The sequence below is a fragment of the Acinetobacter sp. WCHA29 genome, from assembly GCF_002165335.1.
Classification (GTDB): Bacteria; Pseudomonadota; Gammaproteobacteria; order Pseudomonadales; family Moraxellaceae; genus Acinetobacter.
In genome coordinates, this window is the sequence record NZ_NHRQ01000026.1 from 1 (window position 1) to 18,562 (window position 18,562).

The 18,562-nt window shown below is 38.4% G+C and carries 19 protein-coding genes and 1 pseudogene; 13 read left to right on the top strand and 7 right to left on the bottom strand.

The window, feature by feature from the left end; genetic code table 11:
• Nucleotides 1-140: 140 nt before the first annotated feature.
• Nucleotides 141-377 (top strand): annotated as a pseudogene (locus CDG59_RS13190) (acyltransferase); the annotation flags it as partial.
• A 142-nt stretch (nucleotides 378-519) separates the two neighbouring features.
• Nucleotides 520-1,269 carry a YebC/PmpR family DNA-binding transcriptional regulator gene (locus tag CDG59_RS13195; RefSeq protein ID WP_087536193.1) on the top strand — a complete coding sequence of 250 codons (750 nt, stop codon included), beginning with the start codon at nucleotides 520-522 and terminating at the stop codon, nucleotides 1,267-1,269.
• A 43-nt stretch (nucleotides 1,270-1,312) separates the two neighbouring features.
• On the opposite strand, the gene CDG59_RS13200 is transcribed toward CDG59_RS13195, so the two are convergent.
• Both CDG59_RS13200 and CDG59_RS13205 read right to left on the bottom strand, forming a co-directional pair.
• Nucleotides 1,313-1,783: an Lrp/AsnC family transcriptional regulator gene (locus tag CDG59_RS13200; RefSeq protein WP_004661600.1), complete on the bottom strand. Its 471-nt coding sequence runs from the start codon at nucleotides 1,781-1,783 to the stop codon at nucleotides 1,313-1,315.
• Nucleotides 1,784-2,239: 456 nt separating this feature from the next.
• Nucleotides 2,240-3,010, bottom strand: coding sequence for a glutathione S-transferase family protein (locus CDG59_RS13205; RefSeq protein WP_087536195.1), 771 nt, complete (start codon nucleotides 3,008-3,010; stop codon nucleotides 2,240-2,242).
• Nucleotides 3,011-3,217: 207 nt separating this feature from the next.
• On the opposite strand from CDG59_RS13205, the gene ychF reads away from it, so the two are divergent.
• Nucleotides 3,218-4,309 (top strand): redox-regulated ATPase YchF, encoded by a 1,092-nt coding sequence (gene ychF / locus CDG59_RS13210; RefSeq protein WP_004661588.1) that lies wholly within the window; start codon nucleotides 3,218-3,220, stop codon nucleotides 4,307-4,309.
• A gap of 21 nt (nucleotides 4,310-4,330) precedes the next feature.
• Entirely contained in the window at nucleotides 4,331-5,176 is an 846-nt protein-coding gene (locus CDG59_RS13215) for a GGDEF domain-containing protein (RefSeq protein ID WP_087545698.1), read from the top strand.
• Here CDG59_RS13215 and CDG59_RS13220 read toward each other — a convergent pair.
• Complete coding sequence (locus tag CDG59_RS13220; RefSeq protein WP_005160606.1) at nucleotides 5,169-6,074, bottom strand: GlxA family transcriptional regulator; 906 nt, start codon at nucleotides 6,072-6,074, stop codon at nucleotides 5,169-5,171. The two genes, CDG59_RS13215 and CDG59_RS13220, sit on opposite strands and share 8 nt — an antisense overlap.
• A 147-nt stretch (nucleotides 6,075-6,221) precedes the next feature.
• On the opposite strand from CDG59_RS13220, the gene CDG59_RS13225 reads away from it, so the two are divergent.
• A complete protein-coding gene (locus CDG59_RS13225) occupies nucleotides 6,222-7,010 on the top strand; it encodes an alpha/beta fold hydrolase (RefSeq protein ID WP_087545724.1) in 789 nt (262 codons plus the stop codon).
• Nucleotides 7,011-7,038: 28 nt separating this feature from the next.
• Here CDG59_RS13225 and CDG59_RS13230 read toward each other — a convergent pair whose 3' ends face one another.
• Complete coding sequence (locus CDG59_RS13230; RefSeq protein ID WP_087545699.1) at nucleotides 7,039-7,614, bottom strand: hypothetical protein; 576 nt, start codon at nucleotides 7,612-7,614, stop codon at nucleotides 7,039-7,041.
• 134 nt (nucleotides 7,615-7,748) lie between these two features.
• Nucleotides 7,749-8,282, bottom strand: coding sequence for a DUF962 domain-containing protein (locus tag CDG59_RS13235; protein ID WP_087545700.1), 534 nt, complete (start codon nucleotides 8,280-8,282; stop codon nucleotides 7,749-7,751).
• Between the two features lie 106 nt (nucleotides 8,283-8,388).
• On the opposite strand from CDG59_RS13235, the gene CDG59_RS13240 reads away from it, so the two are divergent.
• Both CDG59_RS13240 and CDG59_RS13245 read left to right on the top strand, forming a co-directional pair.
• The gene (locus tag CDG59_RS13240; protein ID WP_087545702.1) at nucleotides 8,389-9,093 is read left to right on the top strand and encodes a Crp/Fnr family transcriptional regulator; all 705 of its coding nucleotides are present in this window, start codon (nucleotides 8,389-8,391) and stop codon (nucleotides 9,091-9,093) included.
• Nucleotides 9,094-9,304: 211 nt separating this feature from the next.
• Nucleotides 9,305-9,589 (top strand): hypothetical protein, encoded by a 285-nt coding sequence (locus CDG59_RS13245; protein WP_143225227.1) that lies wholly within the window; start codon nucleotides 9,305-9,307, stop codon nucleotides 9,587-9,589.
• A gap of 55 nt (nucleotides 9,590-9,644) precedes the next feature.
• Here CDG59_RS13245 and CDG59_RS13250 read toward each other — a convergent pair whose 3' ends face one another.
• Complete coding sequence (locus CDG59_RS13250; RefSeq protein WP_087545704.1) at nucleotides 9,645-10,109, bottom strand: hypothetical protein; 465 nt, start codon at nucleotides 10,107-10,109, stop codon at nucleotides 9,645-9,647.
• Between the two features lie 194 nt (nucleotides 10,110-10,303).
• Between CDG59_RS13250 and CDG59_RS13255 the strand changes: the two genes are divergently transcribed.
• The 4 genes from CDG59_RS13255 to dapC all read left to right on the top strand — a co-directional run bounded on the left by CDG59_RS13255 (nucleotide 10,304) and on the right by dapC (nucleotide 15,952).
• Nucleotides 10,304-10,693: a tautomerase family protein gene (locus CDG59_RS13255; RefSeq protein WP_087545705.1), complete on the top strand. Its 390-nt coding sequence runs from the start codon at nucleotides 10,304-10,306 to the stop codon at nucleotides 10,691-10,693.
• 120 nt (nucleotides 10,694-10,813) lie between these two features.
• Complete coding sequence (gene purT / locus CDG59_RS13260; RefSeq protein WP_171295043.1) at nucleotides 10,814-12,031, top strand: formate-dependent phosphoribosylglycinamide formyltransferase; 1,218 nt, start codon at nucleotides 10,814-10,816, stop codon at nucleotides 12,029-12,031.
• A gap of 24 nt (nucleotides 12,032-12,055) precedes the next feature.
• Nucleotides 12,056-14,719: a [protein-PII] uridylyltransferase gene (gene glnD, locus CDG59_RS13265; protein ID WP_087545707.1), complete on the top strand. Its 2,664-nt coding sequence runs from the start codon at nucleotides 12,056-12,058 to the stop codon at nucleotides 14,717-14,719.
• A gap of 63 nt (nucleotides 14,720-14,782) precedes the next feature.
• Nucleotides 14,783-15,952, top strand: a complete 1,170-nt coding sequence (gene dapC, locus CDG59_RS13270; protein WP_087545708.1) for a succinyldiaminopimelate transaminase — start codon at nucleotides 14,783-14,785, stop codon at nucleotides 15,950-15,952.
• A 50-nt stretch (nucleotides 15,953-16,002) separates the two neighbouring features.
• Here dapC and CDG59_RS13275 read toward each other — a convergent pair whose 3' ends face one another.
• The gene (locus CDG59_RS13275; RefSeq protein WP_087545710.1) at nucleotides 16,003-16,623 is read right to left on the bottom strand and encodes a LysE family translocator; all 621 of its coding nucleotides are present in this window, start codon (nucleotides 16,621-16,623) and stop codon (nucleotides 16,003-16,005) included.
• A 134-nt stretch (nucleotides 16,624-16,757) separates the two neighbouring features.
• Between CDG59_RS13275 and CDG59_RS13280 the strand changes: the two genes are divergently transcribed.
• On the top strand, nucleotides 16,758-17,210 hold the full coding sequence (locus CDG59_RS13280) for an Lrp/AsnC family transcriptional regulator (RefSeq protein WP_087536207.1): 453 nt from the start codon (nucleotides 16,758-16,760) through the stop codon (nucleotides 17,208-17,210).
• Nucleotides 17,211-17,371: 161 nt separating this feature from the next.
• Nucleotides 17,372-18,562, top strand: a complete 1,191-nt coding sequence (locus tag CDG59_RS13285; RefSeq protein ID WP_087545711.1) for an efflux RND transporter periplasmic adaptor subunit — start codon at nucleotides 17,372-17,374, stop codon at nucleotides 18,560-18,562.

Sequence of the window (18,562 nt, forward strand, 5' to 3'; positions counted from 1 at the left end):
GAGTTCGGTTCTGTCATGAGAAAGCCCATATAAATGGGTAGAGTACAGGTTGCTGTAGAAGCATGTTTAATTCGTCTAATCACAGATACTTTATAAAGCATTTTAATACTTTTTTGAATCTGTCAATGCGTAAGTCCTATTTGGTTATAGCTCCTGAAGCGACACGAGCAAAAGATGGTGAAGCGCGAAAACCCATTCGCACTGGTTTTTGGCATATTGCAAAAGCAGCCAACGTACCGATCATCTTGATGTATGCAAATGCCCGAACTAAACAAGGTGGCATTTTAGGTAAAATTCACCCTACTGATCTGCAACAAGATTTAGAAAAAATCAAAGCACTATATACCGAATATGATATTGATGTAAAAATTAACTAAATCGTCTGAACCATCTGATCATTTTTTGATGCTTAATCAAAATTTTAAATTTTGAATATGAGCTATGGCAGTTTTCAAGAAAACTATCGCTATGCTAATATTCACGCACTTTTTTGAGTTTTAATTTTTTGGAGTTACTTCCATGGCGGGTCATTCTAAATGGGCCAATATTAAGCATCGTAAAGCTAAACAAGATGCAAGTCGCGGTAAAGTTTTTACCAAATATATCCGTGAAATCGTAACCGCTTCTAGATTGGGCGGCCCAGATGCGGCGAGTAACCCTCGTTTACGTGCTGTTGTTGAAAAAGCACTTTCTGTGAATATGACACGTGACACCATCAACCGTGCGATCCAACGTGGTGCTGGTGGCGAAGATAATGATGATTTAAAAGAAGTAACCTATGAAGGTTATGGTGTTGGTGGTGTTGCAGTTATCGTTGAAACCATGACTGATAACTTAAACCGTACTGTTCCAGATGTTCGTCATTGCTTTAGTAAAACCAATGGCAACTTGGGTACCAACGGTTCGGTGGCTTACCTGTTCACAAAACGTGGCGAAATTTCTTTTGAAGATGTTTCTTTAGAAGACAAAATCATGGAAGTCGCTTTAGAAGCGGGTGCTGATGATATCGAGATCGATGAAGATAGTATCTTGGTAATCACCAGTCCAGAGAGCTTTGGTGATGTTCAGGATGCACTTACAGCAGCAGGTCTAAAATCTGATAATGCTGAAGTTGTGATGAGCCCATCAACTAAAGCTGAAATCAATGATATTGATCAAGCCAAACAAATCATGAAAATGATTGATATGCTTGAAGATCTTGATGATGTTCAAAACGTTTATACCAATGTTGAATTCTCTGAAGATGTATTAACGCAACTTGATGCTTAATTCATTCAGATCAGTAAAAAATGCATCTTTTTAGATGCATTTTTTATAACTTATTTAACAGTTTATAGCAGTTAAATACGTTGTATTCTTTGATCACAAAACTAGAATGTAGCGCAACGACGCTGTCAATTTTACCAATACGGCGTAATAGAATTTCACTATAGTCATCCATATTACGAGCCACCAATTCCAAAATAAAATCGGCGCTCTGCCCTGTCACTAAAAAGGCATTGGTGACTTCAGGAATATCTTCAATTTCTTGTAGAAATTTATCAAAGGTTTCACTGTCATGTTTGCTCAAAGAAACCTGTAAAAGTATATGTAAACTAAAACCGAGCTTATTAAAATTAATTTCTCGTTTGAGCTGTCCCATCACTTGGGATTCAATCAGGTTTTTAATGCGTCGATGCACCGAACTCACCGAGAGATTAATACGCTCTGAAAGCTCATTTAGATTGACATCTTCATGGGTCAAAATTTCAAGAATTTGTTTATCAAAACGATCCAATTCCATTCTACAGTTCTCACTCTGAATTTATGCTTCTATCGGAACTGCTCACTCAGTAATTTTTAAGGGTCAAGGGAAAACATTCGTTTAACTTTTGACGATGCTGCATGGATAACGCAAACATGATTCCGATAAACTTTTGGTTTATCTTTGTCTCAAAGCCGAAACAAGACCTTTTGAGCAACTGTTCAACTCATCTCCCAATAGTGAACAACTCGTTTCGATCCCCATCACACCCTGAAACATAAGATAGCAAAGACTTTTTATAATTATTTCCCTCTTTTCAGTTTTTTTAAAGTAAATTTGGCAATAATTTCTAATATTTTCTATTTATAACGAATTTTCTTTTAATAATTAATTTTATTCACCGATAATTTTTTACTTTATTGACTATTTTGCTCTTTTCTTTCGCATAAAAAAGCCCCGATTATTTTCAATCAGGGCTTTATTCATCAACAAATCTTATAAACCGCGCCAATCAACCCGTGCATTACGTTCAGTCGCATAAATACGCTGTGCATATTGTCCAAGCGGTAAATCTAATAAATAGTCATGATATTCCTTCAATTCACCCGTGAATTGTTCAATATCATCATTTTCCAATTCCCACGGCGTACCCTTAATCACGAGTAAAGGCGCAAGAATTGAACAAACTGCTATATCTGCTAAACCTAGACGATCGCCAACCAAATAACGCCCTTGATTATCAATCAAGCGTTGATTGAGGTCGGTAATCAGCTCAGTCATTCTCACTTTAGATTTTGCGACTTTCTGAGGATTTAACTTATAGTTTGAAGAAACTAAACTCTTTAAAATTGGTTTAGAAATTTTTTCAAACTGACGTAAATAGCCTTGCTCACCCATCATAATTTCGAGTGGATGATCGCCAACAGATAACGCTTGCGCCAATGACCAACGTCGGACATGCACACCCAGCTCACCTGATAATTTATCAATTTCTAAAGCTTGCTCACGTAACTGTTCATCACGTCTTAATAATGCATGTTCAGGATAAGTACTATCAAGATATAAAGCGATTTGTGTTGAATCAGCAACCCAGCGTTTATCATCTTTCAACATCGGCAATAGATATTGCCCAGATTTGAGATAGGTAAATGCTCGGTGAAAACCAGGAATTAAATTATGTGCCACATAGTCCAATTCCTTATGATCTAACAACCAGCGAGCTTTTTCACAATAATGAGACAAAGGAAATTGGTATAAAACCCGCATAAACTCTCCAAATTTATTTTTCTACTCGATCAAACCTAAGGTTTGCTCTACTTTAGAAGTAAAAATGAATGATTACAATGTCGTTTTTTTCCTATCTCCTGTAATTTGGGCAAGATCAAGTTTTCATTACAGCCATGACCTGACTTTGTCATGGCTTTCATGTAAAATCATCAGCAATTTTTAAATAACACATTTGTGAGTGGTTTCATGGGTTTTAATTGCGGTATTGTTGGTCTGCCAAACGTAGGTAAATCTACATTGTTCAATGCATTAACAAAGGCAGCGATTGCAGCTGAAAACTTTCCGTTCTGTACCATTGAACCGAATACAGGCATTGTCCCTGTTCCAGATCCACGCCTAGATAAACTTACAGCGATTGTTAAACCTCAACGTGTTATTCCAACTACGATGGAATTTGTTGATATCGCAGGTTTAGTTGCTGGTGCATCTAAAGGTGAAGGCTTGGGTAACCAATTCCTTGCCAATATCCGTGAAACAGATGCCATTGCTCATGTAGTTCGTTGTTTTGAAGATGAAAACGTGATTCACGTAAATGGTAAAATTGACCCATTAGATGACATCGCAACCATCAATACTGAACTTGCGCTTGCTGACCTTGATACCGTTGCAAAAGCTTTGTTACGTTTAACTAAAGCGGCAAAAGGTGGCGATAAAGATGCGATTGCCACTAAAGCAGCTTTAGAAAAAATTCAACCTTTACTCGATGAAGGCAAACCAGCACGTGCGGCTGACCTTTCGGATGATGAACGTAAAGCGGTACGCGGTTTCGGTTTAATGACGCTTAAACCAACTATGTACATTGCCAACGTGGCAGAAGACGGTTTTGAAAATAACCCACATCTTGATGCAGTAAAAAAACTGGCTGCTGAAGAAAATGCGATTGTTGTACCGCTTTGCAACCAGATCGAAGCTGAAATTTCATTATTAGAAGATGAAGATCGCGCTGAATTTCTGGAAGCGATGGGTATGGAAGAACCAGGCTTAAACGTGGTGATTCGTGCAGGTTATAGCTTACTTGGCTTACAAACTTACTTCACTGCGGGCGTACAAGAAGTTCGTGCGTGGACGGTTAAAGTCGGTGCGACTGCGCCACAAGCAGCGGGTGTGATTCATACCGACTTCGAAAAAGGCTTTATCCGTGCTGAATGTGTTGCTTATGATGACTTCATTCAATACAACGGAGAAAGCGGTGCCAAAGAAGCAGGTAAATGGCGTTTAGAAGGTAAAACTTATGTCGTACAAGACGGCGATGTATTACACTTCCGTTTTAACGTGTAATTATTTCAACATAAAGACACTATGGAAAGAACATTAGAACGATTATTCGCACATAATCCAATGATACGGCGGTTGTTGATTCTGCTCATCACTGCTGTGCTTGGTATGATTGACTTGGCAACAGGTTATGAGTATTCGTTCTCGGTGTTCTATCTACTGCCTGTTTCAATTGCAGCATGGTACGACCAATTTAAGATCACTGTGCTGACCATTATGCTGTCAGGCATGACTTGGTTGATTGCAGACATTCATGCTGGTCATCATTATTCCAATACATTTATCCCTCTTTGGAATGCTTTCGTTCGTTTAGGTTTTTTTTCAATTGTTGCATTTTTGCTGATCCATGTTCGAAAAAACTGGCAAGAAATGAAAAAATTAGCAATGAAAGATCAGCTCACCTCTCTCGATAATAGCCGTGCTCTCGATATTGAATATCGTATTTTGCGTAAATTAAATTTTCGTAAACAGTCGCTGTTCGCTGTTGGAATTATTGATCTCGATGGTTTTAAAGCAGTGAATGATACTCATGGGCATCATCGTGGTGATGAAGTTTTATTACAATTTTCACAAATTCTAAAAAAATCATGTCGTTCTTCAGACATTGTTGCCCGTTTAGGCGGTGATGAATTCGCAATTATTTTATTAGATATTGATGAAACCCAAGCATATCTTTGTGATCATCACTTGCGAACATTATTTGCAGAAAGTGGCTTAAATCAAAAATATGGCGTCGATTTTAGTATGGGTTTAGCCATTTTATCCGAATTACCAGAAAACCTTGAAGATGCAACCAAGACTGCAGATCAGCTCATGTATCAATCAAAATCTTTAGGTAAATCACAAACCACGATTCAATCATTTATTTGACCCATTGCGTCGGTGTACAAGCTGTGACCTTTTTAAATATTCGAATAAAAAAACTTACATTTTCATAGCCCACTTCATAAGCAATTTGCTGAATCTTCATATCTGTGGTTAATAATAACTTCTTGGCTTTATCAACTCTCACCTGTTGCAAATATTGATTGGGAGAAATCTGCGTCGCCAATTGAAAACGCCGTTTCAAATTCCGCTCACTAAAATTAAATTGCTGGGCCAGATCGGCAATCTTGTTTTCCTCAGCACAATGTTCATCTAGCCAATCTTGTACTTGCAATACGGCTTCATCACAATGATTACGATACATCGGTAATACAGGATTTAGTAATTGCGGTGAGGTCATCAATAAATGGCTTGCACACAATTGTGCAAAATAATCCCCTTTATGCTGTGCAACAATGCCCAGTAAAGCATCAAATGTACCCATTAATGTCCCTGTACTATAGATCGATCCTGCGTATAGATAATTTCGATTTTTAGTAAATGAACAGCTAGGAAATAAACCATTTAGCTCACGAATAAAAGCCCAATGGGTTGCTAACAGGATGTGATCAGCAAGTTTAGTTGCTGCAATAAAATAAACACCCGTTGTAACCGCTAAAATAGCAATCTGCTGTTGTATTAAACGTCTAATCCACAGCACTAAATCATGGCTTTGTAATGTTAATGTTGCTAACTGCTTCCCCTCAAAACTAGGAATAATCACCAAATCATAAATGCGATCTAGCATGATATGCCCATTGACATCGATCTGTGTTCCACTTGCACTCTGTTTCGCTAATCCATCGATACTTAGAATTTCAACTTGGTATGTTGCAACCTGCCCCTGTCGCGCTTCCAACAAAGCCACGACATGAAAAAAATCCTTAACCATCATCAGGCTCATTGCCCAACATCCGTCATAAGCAACAATTGCAACTCTTTTCATTTCAATATGGCACGATCAGACTATTTATCGTCATGATTATATCTATATTACACAATGGTTTTTAACTATTCTGATATTCAATTTATACATTTGGATTATCTTGCCATGCGACACTGTGAAACCGTTGAAAAAAACATCTCATCCCTTGAAGGCAATCTCTTTGTAAAGATATGGCAGCCACAACAGACTGAGCCAAGTAAACAAATTCCGATTCTATTATTCCATGACTCTTTAGGCTGCGTGCAACTATGGCGAGATTTTCCTGAACAACTTTGCATCGAAACCAATCGCATGATTATTGCCTATGATCGTCATGGCTTTGGACAATCTGATGCAAGCGACACACAACTCTCTACCGATTTTATCCAACAAGAAGCTCTTGTTGCTGCTGAACTTTTAGATCAGCTTGAAATCTCACAAGTGATTGCGCTAGGTCATAGTGTTGGTGGTGGCATGGCGGTCAGCTTTGCAGCACAATATCCATTCAAATGTGTTGCAGTGATTACGGAAGCGGCTCAGGCATATATTGAACAAAAGACCTTAGATGGCGTTTCTGATGCAAAACAGATGTTCCAACAGCCTGAACAATTGCAAAAACTCAAAAAATATCATGCAGAAAAAGCACAATGGGTTTTGGATGCTTGGACCGAAACATGGCTTTCACCTGCATTTCGCAATTGGACTCTGGACAATGACCTCAAAGCATTACAAACAAAATTGCTCGCCATTCATGGTCACAATGATGAATATGGCAGCTTAGCGCAACCTGAGCGATTAGCTAAATATACGGATGCAGAATTACATTTGATTGAAGCGTGTGGGCATGTTCCCCATCGAGAAAAACCTCAACTGATTGTTCAAATCATCAAGGAATTTGTTGCACTCTACGCCTAAAATGACATTAAAAATCGGTCATCCCATCTTACTGATTTTTTAATAATTTCTGTAATTGTTTGGTCACATGCACTCTAGCCTTCTTCTGTTTAAAAATCGTCGGGATATGCAACAAAAAGAAAGAGTGGCGATATTTTTTATGATCACGTAAATCTTCTTTTAAATAATCATAGAGATCTATCGCCGCTTCACGATGAAATGCCCATAGCGCTTGTTGTTTATACATCACCACATAATAGGCATCATTCGGCCAATTCAGTTCATGTTTTTGACGACAATCACAAGATTCACACACTACTCCTCCTTTATTCATTGAAGAGTAAGGAGCAGACCATTTTTGTAGATCATAAGTCTCAGGTAAATCGCGGATCTGCTGCAAATCAACCGATAAATTAGGATAGTAAAAAGCAGCATTCCAATAACCACCACAACTATCCTGAAAACGCTGATATTCAAAATCTGGATGCTGCTGAAAATAATCGATGTCTTTTTTGAGTTGAATCTTGGCAAATCGAGCAAATTCAAAATTCGCTTTGTGCTGACATGATGGGCATTTAATGCTTAACTTGTGTGGTAATGACCAATATTCGTAAAGTCCTGTCATTTGCTTTTAAATATAGATCTTGAGTTAAAGACCAATCAGCATAACAAGCAGATGGCACATTTTTAAATGATCTATTTATTGCAATAAATAAACCGAAATCTAAATGATCTCGGCTCTTTTAAAATTATCTGGGCTTAAGATGCTGTTTGGACCTTCATATCCATCGCGGCACGTTTGCTTTCAGCTTCTTTCAAAATACGTTGATGTAATGGTTTACGGAAACCCAGTAAAAATACAAACTCAGCTAAAACGAATAATGGACCAATTGCCAGACCAATCAGATCATCAACAAATGCAGGTTTTTTCTTTTCAAAATAATGTCCTACAAACTGAAAGACCCAGCCTACAACAAAAATACCAACACTCGCACCTAACCAACTCCACATGGATAAAGCCGCAACTTTTAAAGCTAAAGGATAAGCCAACACCAATAAGATCAGCATCAAGGCACCAAACAACTTATCAAGTGTAAGATAATAAATACCACTTAAAACAATCAGTATCATAGCTAAGGTTATAGAGAAACCAGAGATTTCAATACCTGCTCGTACGGTTAAACATAAGATAGAGAAAACGATTAAAGGAATGCCTACAAAATGAGTCATAATATTATTTCGATCTAAATGGTAAGCAGCATACTGACTGAGTTGTCGTTCCAAATTTGTCATTGCTCATTCCTCATATATTTAGTTTATGCTGTTAATCTATAAGAAATGAGTATGTGAAATTGTCATATAGCTGACAAATGGATTTATTTTTAACAAAGGAAATGTTGTGCTAGATGCAATTTATATTAAACATTTAAATCAAAATGCTTGGTTCAATCACCTAGATTTACCATTTCAAAACTTCATCATCGAGCATGGAAAAAAATATAGCATAGAAAAAAATGCTGCCGTATTTCATGCTCAAGACCTTTTTGATGGTGTTTATGGTGTGCTTGAAGGATCGATTAGTTTGGGATACATCGATGTGAATGGTAATGAAGCGATTGCTGCAATTGCTGAACCCATCATGTGGTTTGGCGAAATCTCTCTTATTGACCAGCAACCACGCTCTCATGATGCTATTGCACTCAAGAAAAGTGTCGTTTTACAAATTCCAGCACAACCACTTAAAGCATTTCTACTGCAAAATCCCTATTACTGGTATTACTTTGCTTTGCTTAGCAGTCAAAAACTCCGTTATGTTTTTTTAGAACAAATTGCAATTCAGACTCAAAGTATCAGCCAGCGTCTTGCACAACGTTTATTATTTATTCTTGAAGGCTATGGCAATCGCTCTTGTATCCAAGATTTCAATATTCAAATTTCACAAGATCAACTTGCCAATATGCTAACAATCTCAAGACAAACTGTTAATCAAGAATTAAATCTATTTGAAAAACAAGGAATCATACAACTTGGTTTTAAAAAAATTGAGGTGATTGATATTGAAAAGTTAAAGAAAGTCGCTGCCGTCGGTTATCTAAAGCAATAAAGTGTTACGGCGATCGTATGATCTTATTTAGAAAATTAGATCATCTATTATGCAATATCCGCTTAATCTTAAACATAAATTAAAAGATAAACTCTCGCTATAAAACACTACGCTTCAATTTAAATTATTCACAAAATCATGCTGCTTTATTGTTAAAAACTCATCTAAATTAATCCTAAGCACTATCGCTTACCTGATTCAGATGACAATTATGAAAAAAGTCGCAACAATTCTAACAGCAGGCTTATTCACCGTATTAAGCGCAAGTGCATTTGCCTGCCCGAAAGGAACTCAATTACAGGGTGGCACAGGACCAAATCATAAAGGTGGCAAATGTGTAGCAGCAAATGTCGTAAAAACCAAAAAAGAAACCACGAAAGCAAAAGAGACAATGAAACATGACACCATGAAAATGTCATCGGATACTAAAAAAGCAGCAACGGCATCAACCACACAAATCAAGCAGGAAGCCACAAAAACAGGAAAAACGTCATAAACCCAAACGCATGATAGCTTTAACCAGCTGAAGCGAGATTCATCATCTCGCTTTTTTATTTGGGTGAGGTATTGCCTAAAGCTGGATTATCAATTGCATCTTTACACTGTGCCTTGTCTCGTTCGTAATCCGCTTGCTTTTGCGTTGACGAACTCACATTATCTTTAACATCTCTTGCCCAAGTATCAAGACTGGTCAATGCTTTACGGCATAGCGCATATTTTCCTTCAGTCACAGAATCTGTCATTTTAACATTAATTCGCCAATCGGTACTGAGTTGTCGTAATGGTTTTCTAACTTGATCTTCGATCTCAGCAGCTTGTTTATTGTAGACAATTGGATCAATTTCATTAATCAGCTTCCAAGCAGCTTGTGCGTAACTTGTTGCATCATTATTAAGTTTGGGTGCTGCTTTAATTTCCACTTTTTTTTCTGGCTGATTGCTTGAATGATCACATGCAGTCAATAAAAGGCTGCTAAACAACATTATTGTCGCTACATGAGTTTTTGTATTAAACATATCAAATCGCTAATGGAACATTTGCGCATTATGCTAGTCAATTCAGCAACAATACTCAATCGTTGTTACTTATTTATCGCATAGAACAATCTGCGTTCTAAAGAATTGATTTAATGCCAATATCATTTAAAGTGGTGAAATAAAAATATCATGTGAATCAAAATTTCTAATCTTAATTTTGGAATAACTTATTTATGTCTCAAATCAAAATTTATGCACTACATCAAACGATTCAACAATTTAGAACTCAATTGTCAGATGCTATTCACCAAGCACTGGTCACAAACCTCGATTATCCTGTAGAAAAAAAATTTCAACGCTTTATTGCTTTAGCTCCGGAAGATTTTATATATCCAAATGATCGCAGTGAACAATATTTGATTATTGAAATTTCAATGTTTGAAGGGCGAACAACTTCGGCAAAAAAACAATTTATTCAATCAATTTTTTCTAATATTCAGCAGCAATGCGGTATTTCCCCACAAGATATTGAAATTACAATTTTTGAAACCCCAAAATCAAATTGGGGAATTCGTGGTCAAAATGCAGATGACTTACGACTTAACTATCAAGTCAATGTCTAAACAGATCAACACGATGATAAGTCATATTTTTTGTCTAACAAAACCTTGTTTTTTTGTATCAGGCAAGCTTAATTCATCAAAAAGTTCTGCTATGCTTAACCACAAATTACTCAGGATAGGATTACACGCATGAGCGTCACTCTTGGAACTCCACTTCAATCTTCTGCATTTAAGGTTTTACTGTTAGGTTCTGGGGAGCTAGGTAAAGAGGTTGTGATTTCTTTACAACGCTTAGGTGTCGAAGTTCATGCCGCAGATCGTTATGATCATGCACCAGCCATGCAAGTTGCACATTTTTCTTATACATTGAATATGGCTGATCCAACTGAATTAAAACAACTCATTGAAACAATTCAACCCAATTTGATTGTTCCTGAAATTGAAGCGATTGCAACTGAAGTGCTTGTAGAAATTGAACAAAGCCAAACAGCAACCGTTATTCCTTCAGCTAAAGCAGTCAATCTTACAATGAACCGCGAAGGAATTCGTCGTTTAGCTGCTGAAGAACTCGGTCTACCAACATCCGCTTATCGCTTTGCCAGTACTTTAGAAAGTTTCCGGGCAGCATGTGATGACATCGGTTATCCAAACTTTGTAAAGCCAGTGATGTCATCATCGGGTAAAGGTCAGTCTCGCGTTAAAAGCTTTGATGAAGTTGATGCCGCTTGGGAATATGCGATGCAAGGCGGTCGTGTCAATCAAGGTACCGTGATTATCGAATCACAAATTGATTTTGATTTTGAAATCACCTTATTAACAGTTCGTGCAAAAAATCCTAAGACTGGCGAAATCGAAACCCATTTCTGTGATCCGATTGGACACCGCCAAGATGCGGGTGACTATGTCGAAAGCTGGCAACCTCAACCAATGACTGCTGCTGCCTTACAAGAAGCTAAACGTATCGCACACAAAGCAACAACTGCATTAGGTGGCTGTGGTATCTTTGGTGTAGAGCTATTTATCAAAGGCGATAAAGTTTGGTTCAGCGAAGTTTCCCCTCGCCCACATGATACGGGTCTCGTAACTTTAGCTTCTCAATACCAAAGCGAATTTGAATTGCATGCGCGTGCTATTTTAGGTTTACCTGTTAATACAGCTCGCCATAGTACTGCGGCAAGTGCGGTGATTTATGCAGGTGTAGATGCGAATAACCTCAGCTTTGATGGCTTGAATCTTGCTTTAGCCAATCCGAATACTGACTTACGTTTATTTGGTAAACCTGAAGGTTTTAAACGTCGCCGTATGGGAGTTGCAACAGCACGCGCTGAAACAACAGACCAAGCACGTGAATTAGCGCAACAAGCTGCTGACCAAGTGAGCGTACACACAAACTCTTAACTTAAATTGAGTAGACCCATTTTCATGATCAATACATCTCCTTTGCTGAACTATGTCACCAGTCATCATGATATTAAAGCCATTAATCAATGGCGAACAGATGTAGAAAAGCAATTACAAGAGAGTTATGAAAATGGGCAAGCTATTCGTGAAGTGATTAAGGCTCGTTCCAACTCGATTGATGAGGCCTTAGTCTTTTTATGGAATCATGCTGAATTAAATAAAACTGAATTAGGTTTATTTGCGGTCGGAGGATATGGTCGTCGCGAAATGCTGCCATATTCCGATACTGACATCATGATTTTATCTGAAGATGAAATCAGCGAAGAACAAGAAAAACTGATCTCAACTTTTATTTCATCCTTATGGGATGTTGGTAATTTTAAACCTGGAATTAGCGTTCGTACGATTCAAAACTGTGTTGAACAAGCAGCAAATGATTTAACTGTTGCTTCAACTTTAATCGAAGCACGTTTAATTTCAGGCAATGAACAACTGGCTAAATGGCCACGTCGTATTGTCGCCCAAACATGGACAGATAAAACGTTCTATGATGCCAAAATGGCGGAACAGACCAAGCGCTACGCTCAACACAATAATACTGAAAGCAATTTAGAACCAGATATCAAAAATGCACCTGGCGGTATTCGTGATATTAATCAGATTGGTTGGATTGCCAAACGTCACTTCCGTGTCAATCGTATTTATGATTTAGTTCACTTAGGCTTTATTACTGAATTTGAATTAGGCGTACTGGAAGAAGCTGAAAGTTTCTTATGGGAGATTAGAACCCATTTGCATCGTATCGCTAAACGAGATGAGAATCGCTTATTATTTGAATATCAAAGAGATATAGCAGCAAAATTTGGTTATGTACGCGAAGAAGGTCAACCTGTGAACTTTGCAGTTGAACAATTCATGAAGCGTTATTATCGAACAGCGCAACAAGTTTCAACGCTGAATGAGATGTTACTTGCTTACTTCAATGAATCAGTCATTACCCCTCGTCTGCCTGATTATGAACGCCAAATTATCGACATTAATGAACGCTTTAAAATTGTAGACGGTAAACTCGCTGTTCAGCATCACAAAGTATTTTCTGAAGAACCGAGTGCAATTTTAGAACTATTCTATCTGTTAGCCAATCGACCAGAAATTACAGGCATTCGTGCTCGTACCTTGCGTCTTCTTGTGCTCGCAGCCAAACGAATTGATCAACGTTTCCGTGACAACCCAGAACATCAAGCATTATTCATGTCAATTATTCGCTCACCGCACTTATATGACACGATGGTGGCGATGAAACGTTATGGCGTATTAGGGAACTACATTCCTTCGTTTGGACAGATCACAGGATTAATGCAGTACGATCTGTTCCATATCTACACGGTAGATGCACACACCTTATTATTGCTCAGAAACTTAAGTCGCTTTAAAGAACCTGAATTCGCTAAAGAATTCCCTGTGGTGAGTTCAGTATTCCAACGTATTGCACGTCACGATATTGTCTATATGGCAGCAATTTTCCATGATATTGCGAAAGGTCGTGGTGGCGATCATAGTGAATTAGGCGCACTAGATGCCATCGAGTTCTGTCGCACGCATGGTTTTACTGAACGTGAATGTAAACTTGTAGCATGGTTGATTAACAATCATCTACTCATGTCCCTTACTGCACAGAAAAAAGATATTTCTGATCCAGATGAAGTGAAAGAGTTTGCTGAAAAAGTCGGCGACATGGAGCATCTGGATTATCTGTATACACTGACCGTTGCAGATATTAACGCAACCAATCCTAAACTTTGGAATACATGGCGTGCTTCCCTTATGCGCCAGTTGTATACCTATGCGCGAGATGTCATTCGTTCAGGCTTAGGTCGTCCTGTTGACTATCAAATGTTAATTGAAGACACCAAATTTGCTGCCAGTGAATTATTGGTCAATGACTTCTCTCTCGCCGAAGTCGAAAAAGTTTGGCAAGAACTCGGTGATGAATACTTCGTTAAAGAATCAGCCAATGAAATTGCATGGCATACTCAAGCGATTTTACAGCATGGCGATAACCCAGAGCCTTTGGTTTTATTACGCGCACATCGAAATGCTGCGGATGACGCCGTTCAAATCTTTATTTATACCCGTGACCAGCCTAACCTGTTTGCAACCACTGTGGCTGTGCTGGACCGTATGAACCTTGATGTTCAGGATGCCCGAATTATCACCGCAAGCACCGCATTTAGCTTGGACACATATTTGGTACTGGATCGTTTTGGCACATTGCTGACCGATCCAGAGCGTGAACGCAAAGTCAAAGCTGCACTTGTAGATGCGCTCAGCCATTCAGATCAATACCCAGGTATTATGCAACGCCGTATTCCACGCCATTTACGTCATTTCGATGTGCAAAATACCGTGGATATTGTACTCAACCCAACTTTACAGCAACATATGGTTGAAATCTCAACGCTCGATCAACCGGGTCTCTTAGCTCGGATTGGCGCATTGTTTATGCTACAAGGATTGGATATTCACTCCGCTAGAATTGCAACTCTAGGTGAAAGAGCAGAAGATATTTTCTTTGTGACCAAGAAAAATGGCGTATTGCTTACAGATGAAGAAGTCCAGGCTTTTGCGGAAACGCTAAAAGCGTCTTTGGATGAAGTGTCAAATCAGGTTTTTAAGCCATCGTAATTCCAATTTTCATCAATACATTGGGCGTAGGCAATACGCCCCTACAGTTTGGTAATTGTTTCAATGAACTCAAGTTTATCTTTATTGCATCCTTATCCTTTTGAAAAGTTAAATGAGCTTTTTAAAGGAATACAACCTGCCGATTTACCATTGATTCCATTATCAATTGGTGAACCAAAACATCCTGCACCAGAGTTCGTTAAACAAGCAATCATTGATAATTTTGCACATTTGTCGACTTATCCTAATAGTAAAGGGCAACCTGAACTGCGCCAAAGTATTGCACAATGGCTGAGCAATCGTTTCAAACTGAACCATATTAGTGCAGAAGAACATATTTTGCCTGTTTCTGGTACACGTGAAGGTATCTTTTCTTTTGTGCAAGCCTTAATTAAACGCGAAGATGCACCGTATATCGTGATGCCAAATCCGTTCTATCAAATTTATGAAGGTGCTGCGTTATTGGCAGGTGCAAAGCCTTACTTTATCAACTGCACTGAAGAAAATGGCTATCTCGGCGATTTTGATGCCGTGCCTGCGGAAGTCTGGGAAAAAACAGCATTATTATTCGTTTGCACACCGGGTAATCCAACAGGTACTGTACTTTCAAAAGAGCAATTCAAAAAGTTGATTGCACTTTCTGATCAATATGGTTTTGTGATTGCTTCTGATGAATGTTATTCAGAGTTATGGTTTGATGAAGCACCGATTGGGCTTTTAGAAGTTTGTGCTGAAATAGGACGTGATGATTATAAAAATTGTATCGTGTTCCATTCCCTTTCTAAACGTTCAAACCTCCCGGGTATGCGTTCGGGTTTTGTTGCGGGTGATGCAGCATTATTAAAACCTTATTTGCAATATCGTACCTATCACGGCGCTGCAATGCCTGTTCAACATCAATTGGCTTCGATTGCGGCATGGAATGATGAGGCACATGTAGAAGAAAATCGTCAACAATACCGTGCTAAATTTGATTTATTCCAAACAGAATTAGGACATTTACTACCGTTACAAAAACCTGATGCAGGTTTTTATTATTGGTTAAAAGTTGATAATGATGAAACTTTTGCGAAAATGTTGATGGAAAAAGCCCATATTAAGGTGTTACCAGGTCGATATTTATCTCGTGATACCGAACAAGGTAATCCGGGCGAAGGACATGTTCGGATGGCACTCGTCGCAGATTTAGCACAGTGTGAAGAAGTGGTAAAACGACTAAAATCAATTCTTTAACCCATGAAATAGCTGAAGAATCTATGTCAAAGCATGGATTCTTCAGCAACTTATGAAAGCTGTCCAATCATTAATATGGTGGCAATCAAAATCATTAAGCTCCCCGAAATACGACTGACTATTTTTACAGCTTGAGGTCGTGTACTTAATAATTTCTTCGCTGCGATTCCAACCAATACATAAACAATCGCGCAACTAATTAGATGAATAATACCTAAAGAAAGGATCTGAGCTGTAGCTGAAAATTGCAAATTTGGGTGAATAAATGGCGGTAATAGTGCAAAAAAGAGCAATAAAACTTTTGGATTTAACCCACTAATTCCCACACCTTTAACGAACCAAGACTTTGCTGAATCAAACGCAGATATCTGCTGTTCAGTACTTGAGATGGTAGCTGGTCGAATCAACAAGCTTATTCCCATCCACAATAAATAACATGCACCAACAATCGTCAAAGATGTCAATAAAATTGGATAATGACTAACTAAAGTGCCCACGCCAGCTGCAACACACAAAATCGCTAAAAAATGCCCCAGTACAAGCCCTGAAACAGCTGTAACAATAAACTTCCCCTTTATGCCAGCTAGAATCGCATAAGCCCAATCTGCGCCCGGTGTTAAAACAAATAAAATTGAAACACACCAAAAAGCAAAAATTACACTTAAATCCATATCAGACGCCTACTCTTCATCATTGTTATTTTTCACCATGTGGTGAAAATAGAATTGAGAGAATAGACTTTAATGCTTAAAATGTTATTCCAAATGTTTGCTTGATTTCAAAACTAAAAGGTAAATTATTCCAAATGGATCGTATTGATAAGAAAATTATTGCTGAACTACAGGCAAATGGGCGATTATCTATCACCGAATTGGCTGAAAGAATAGGTTTAAGTCTATCCCCTTGTCATCGCCGAGTGAAAGCTTTAGAAGAATCTGGGGTCATTAAGGGTTATCATGCCGATCTTGAAGCATCTCAAATTGGCTTTAATTTTGCGGCAATTATTTTTGTGACTTTAAAAGATGGTGATAAGCGGGCTTTGTCTAGCTTTGAAGAAAAGGTCAGTGAAATTACCAATGTGATTCAAGCACAGCGACTGTTTGGCAATCCTGATTATTTGTTGCATGTGGTGACCAAAGATCTGGCAAGTTTTCAAAAACTTTATGACGACAGTCTGTCTGCTTTACCGAATGTACAGCGCCTTACTTCAACGATTGTAATGAAAAGCGTAGTGACTAATCGCTTACTTCCTTTATAGCAATCAGAAATCATAGCGAGTGATCGCTTTATAAGCTTTATCTTATTATATTGTGTTGAAACTCGCCCTTTATTAATTTTTTCATCTGCCAGTTTACTATTGACCATCTGTTGAAATCTTCGTCTATACTTAGGCCATCAATATTTGGCGATTATGGAAAGATGGCTTCTCAAACTCCCCAGAAAACTAAGAAAAAAATTTGGTTTATTCTAGCGATCATTGTTGTTCTTTTAATTATTGCAGTCATGTTTTGGCAAACAAACAAAGCCAAAAACTCAGCAAATTTGGAAAAGCACAAAGGGGCAAATTCAGCAGAACAAAAAGCAGCCCTGACGGTGACGGTTGTTCAACCTGAACAGCAAAATTGGAAACAAAGCTTTACTGCAAATGGAAACATTGCGGCATGGCAAGAAGTTGTCATTGGGAGCGAGCTATCAGGTCAACGGCTTACTCGCGTCAATGTCAATGTCGGTGATGAGGTTAAACGCGGTCAAGTTTTAGCTGAAATCAATAGTGAAACAATACGTGCTGACCTCGCAGCAGCTCAAGCAAGTTATGCTGAAGCGCAAGCTGTTTTAGCTGATGCGATTACCAATAACAAACGTATTCAACAGCTTAAAAATACGGGTGCAATTTCTGCTCAAGAATCCACGCAATATCAAACCTCACAAGCGACTGCACAAGCTCGTCTTGATGCAGCTAAAGCTCAAATTGAAAGTCATCAATTACGCTTAGCTCAAACTCAAGTGGTTTCACCTGATAATGGCGTTATTTCAGCACGAACTGCCACGGTTGGATCTCTCGCACAAACAGGACAAGAATTATTCCGTTTGATTCGTGATCATCGTCTGGAATGGCGTGCCGAAGTCACCACTTCGGATTTGTATAAACTCAAGCAAGGGATGAATGCACGTATTTTCTCGCCTGACCCTGCCCAGCCTGCCATTACAGGTAAGGTTCGAATGATAGCACCTGTGATTGACCCACAAACTCGTTACGGTCTAGTTTATGTCGATATTCCAACGACTCAAGCTGTTCGGATGGGCATGTTTGTGAAAGGTGAATTTGATTTAGGTGAGAAACCAGCATTAACTATTCCACAAACGGCATTATTACTGCGGGATGGTTTTTCTTATGTTTTTATTGTTGATCAAAATAATCGTGTAACACAGCAGAAAGTCACTATAGGTCGCCGTCTAGGTGATCGTGTAGAAATCATGGATTTACCAACACAAGTAAAATTGGTTTCTTCTGGAACAGGTTTCTTAACGGATGGAGATTTAGTTACTGTTGCCAAAGACATACCTGACACCCCATTGACCAAACAACTTGTGAATACACAGGAGAAATAA

Excerpts from the sequence above, each read along its gene's own strand:
- CDG59_RS13195 (WP_087536193.1), top strand. The coding sequence starts at position 520 with ATGGCGGGTCATTCTAAATGGGCCAATATTAAGCATCGTAAAGCTAAA.
- CDG59_RS13200 (WP_004661600.1), bottom strand. The coding sequence starts at position 1,783 with ATGGAATTGGATCGTTTTGATAAACAAATTCTTGAAATTTTGACCCAT.
- CDG59_RS13205 (WP_087536195.1), bottom strand. The coding sequence starts at position 3,010 with ATGCGGGTTTTATACCAATTTCCTTTGTCTCATTATTGTGAAAAAGCT.
- ychF (WP_004661588.1), top strand. The coding sequence starts at position 3,218 with ATGGGTTTTAATTGCGGTATTGTTGGTCTGCCAAACGTAGGTAAATCT.
- CDG59_RS13215 (WP_087545698.1), top strand. The coding sequence starts at position 4,331 with ATGGAAAGAACATTAGAACGATTATTCGCACATAATCCAATGATACGG.
- CDG59_RS13220 (WP_005160606.1), bottom strand. The coding sequence starts at position 6,074 with ATGAGCCTGATGATGGTTAAGGATTTTTTTCATGTCGTGGCTTTGTTG.
- CDG59_RS13225 (WP_087545724.1), top strand. The coding sequence starts at position 6,222 with ATGCGACACTGTGAAACCGTTGAAAAAAACATCTCATCCCTTGAAGGC.
- CDG59_RS13230 (WP_087545699.1), bottom strand. The coding sequence starts at position 7,614 with ATGACAGGACTTTACGAATATTGGTCATTACCACACAAGTTAAGCATT.
- CDG59_RS13235 (WP_087545700.1), bottom strand. The coding sequence starts at position 8,282 with ATGACAAATTTGGAACGACAACTCAGTCAGTATGCTGCTTACCATTTA.
- CDG59_RS13245 (WP_143225227.1), top strand. The coding sequence starts at position 9,305 with ATGAAAAAAGTCGCAACAATTCTAACAGCAGGCTTATTCACCGTATTA.
- CDG59_RS13250 (WP_087545704.1), bottom strand. The coding sequence starts at position 10,109 with ATGTTTAATACAAAAACTCATGTAGCGACAATAATGTTGTTTAGCAGC.
- CDG59_RS13255 (WP_087545705.1), top strand. The coding sequence starts at position 10,304 with ATGTCTCAAATCAAAATTTATGCACTACATCAAACGATTCAACAATTT.
- glnD (WP_087545707.1), top strand. The coding sequence starts at position 12,056 with ATGATCAATACATCTCCTTTGCTGAACTATGTCACCAGTCATCATGAT.
- dapC (WP_087545708.1), top strand. The coding sequence starts at position 14,783 with ATGAACTCAAGTTTATCTTTATTGCATCCTTATCCTTTTGAAAAGTTA.
- CDG59_RS13275 (WP_087545710.1), bottom strand. The coding sequence starts at position 16,623 with ATGGATTTAAGTGTAATTTTTGCTTTTTGGTGTGTTTCAATTTTATTT.
- CDG59_RS13280 (WP_087536207.1), top strand. The coding sequence starts at position 16,758 with ATGGATCGTATTGATAAGAAAATTATTGCTGAACTACAGGCAAATGGG.
- CDG59_RS13285 (WP_087545711.1), top strand. The coding sequence starts at position 17,372 with ATGGCTTCTCAAACTCCCCAGAAAACTAAGAAAAAAATTTGGTTTATT.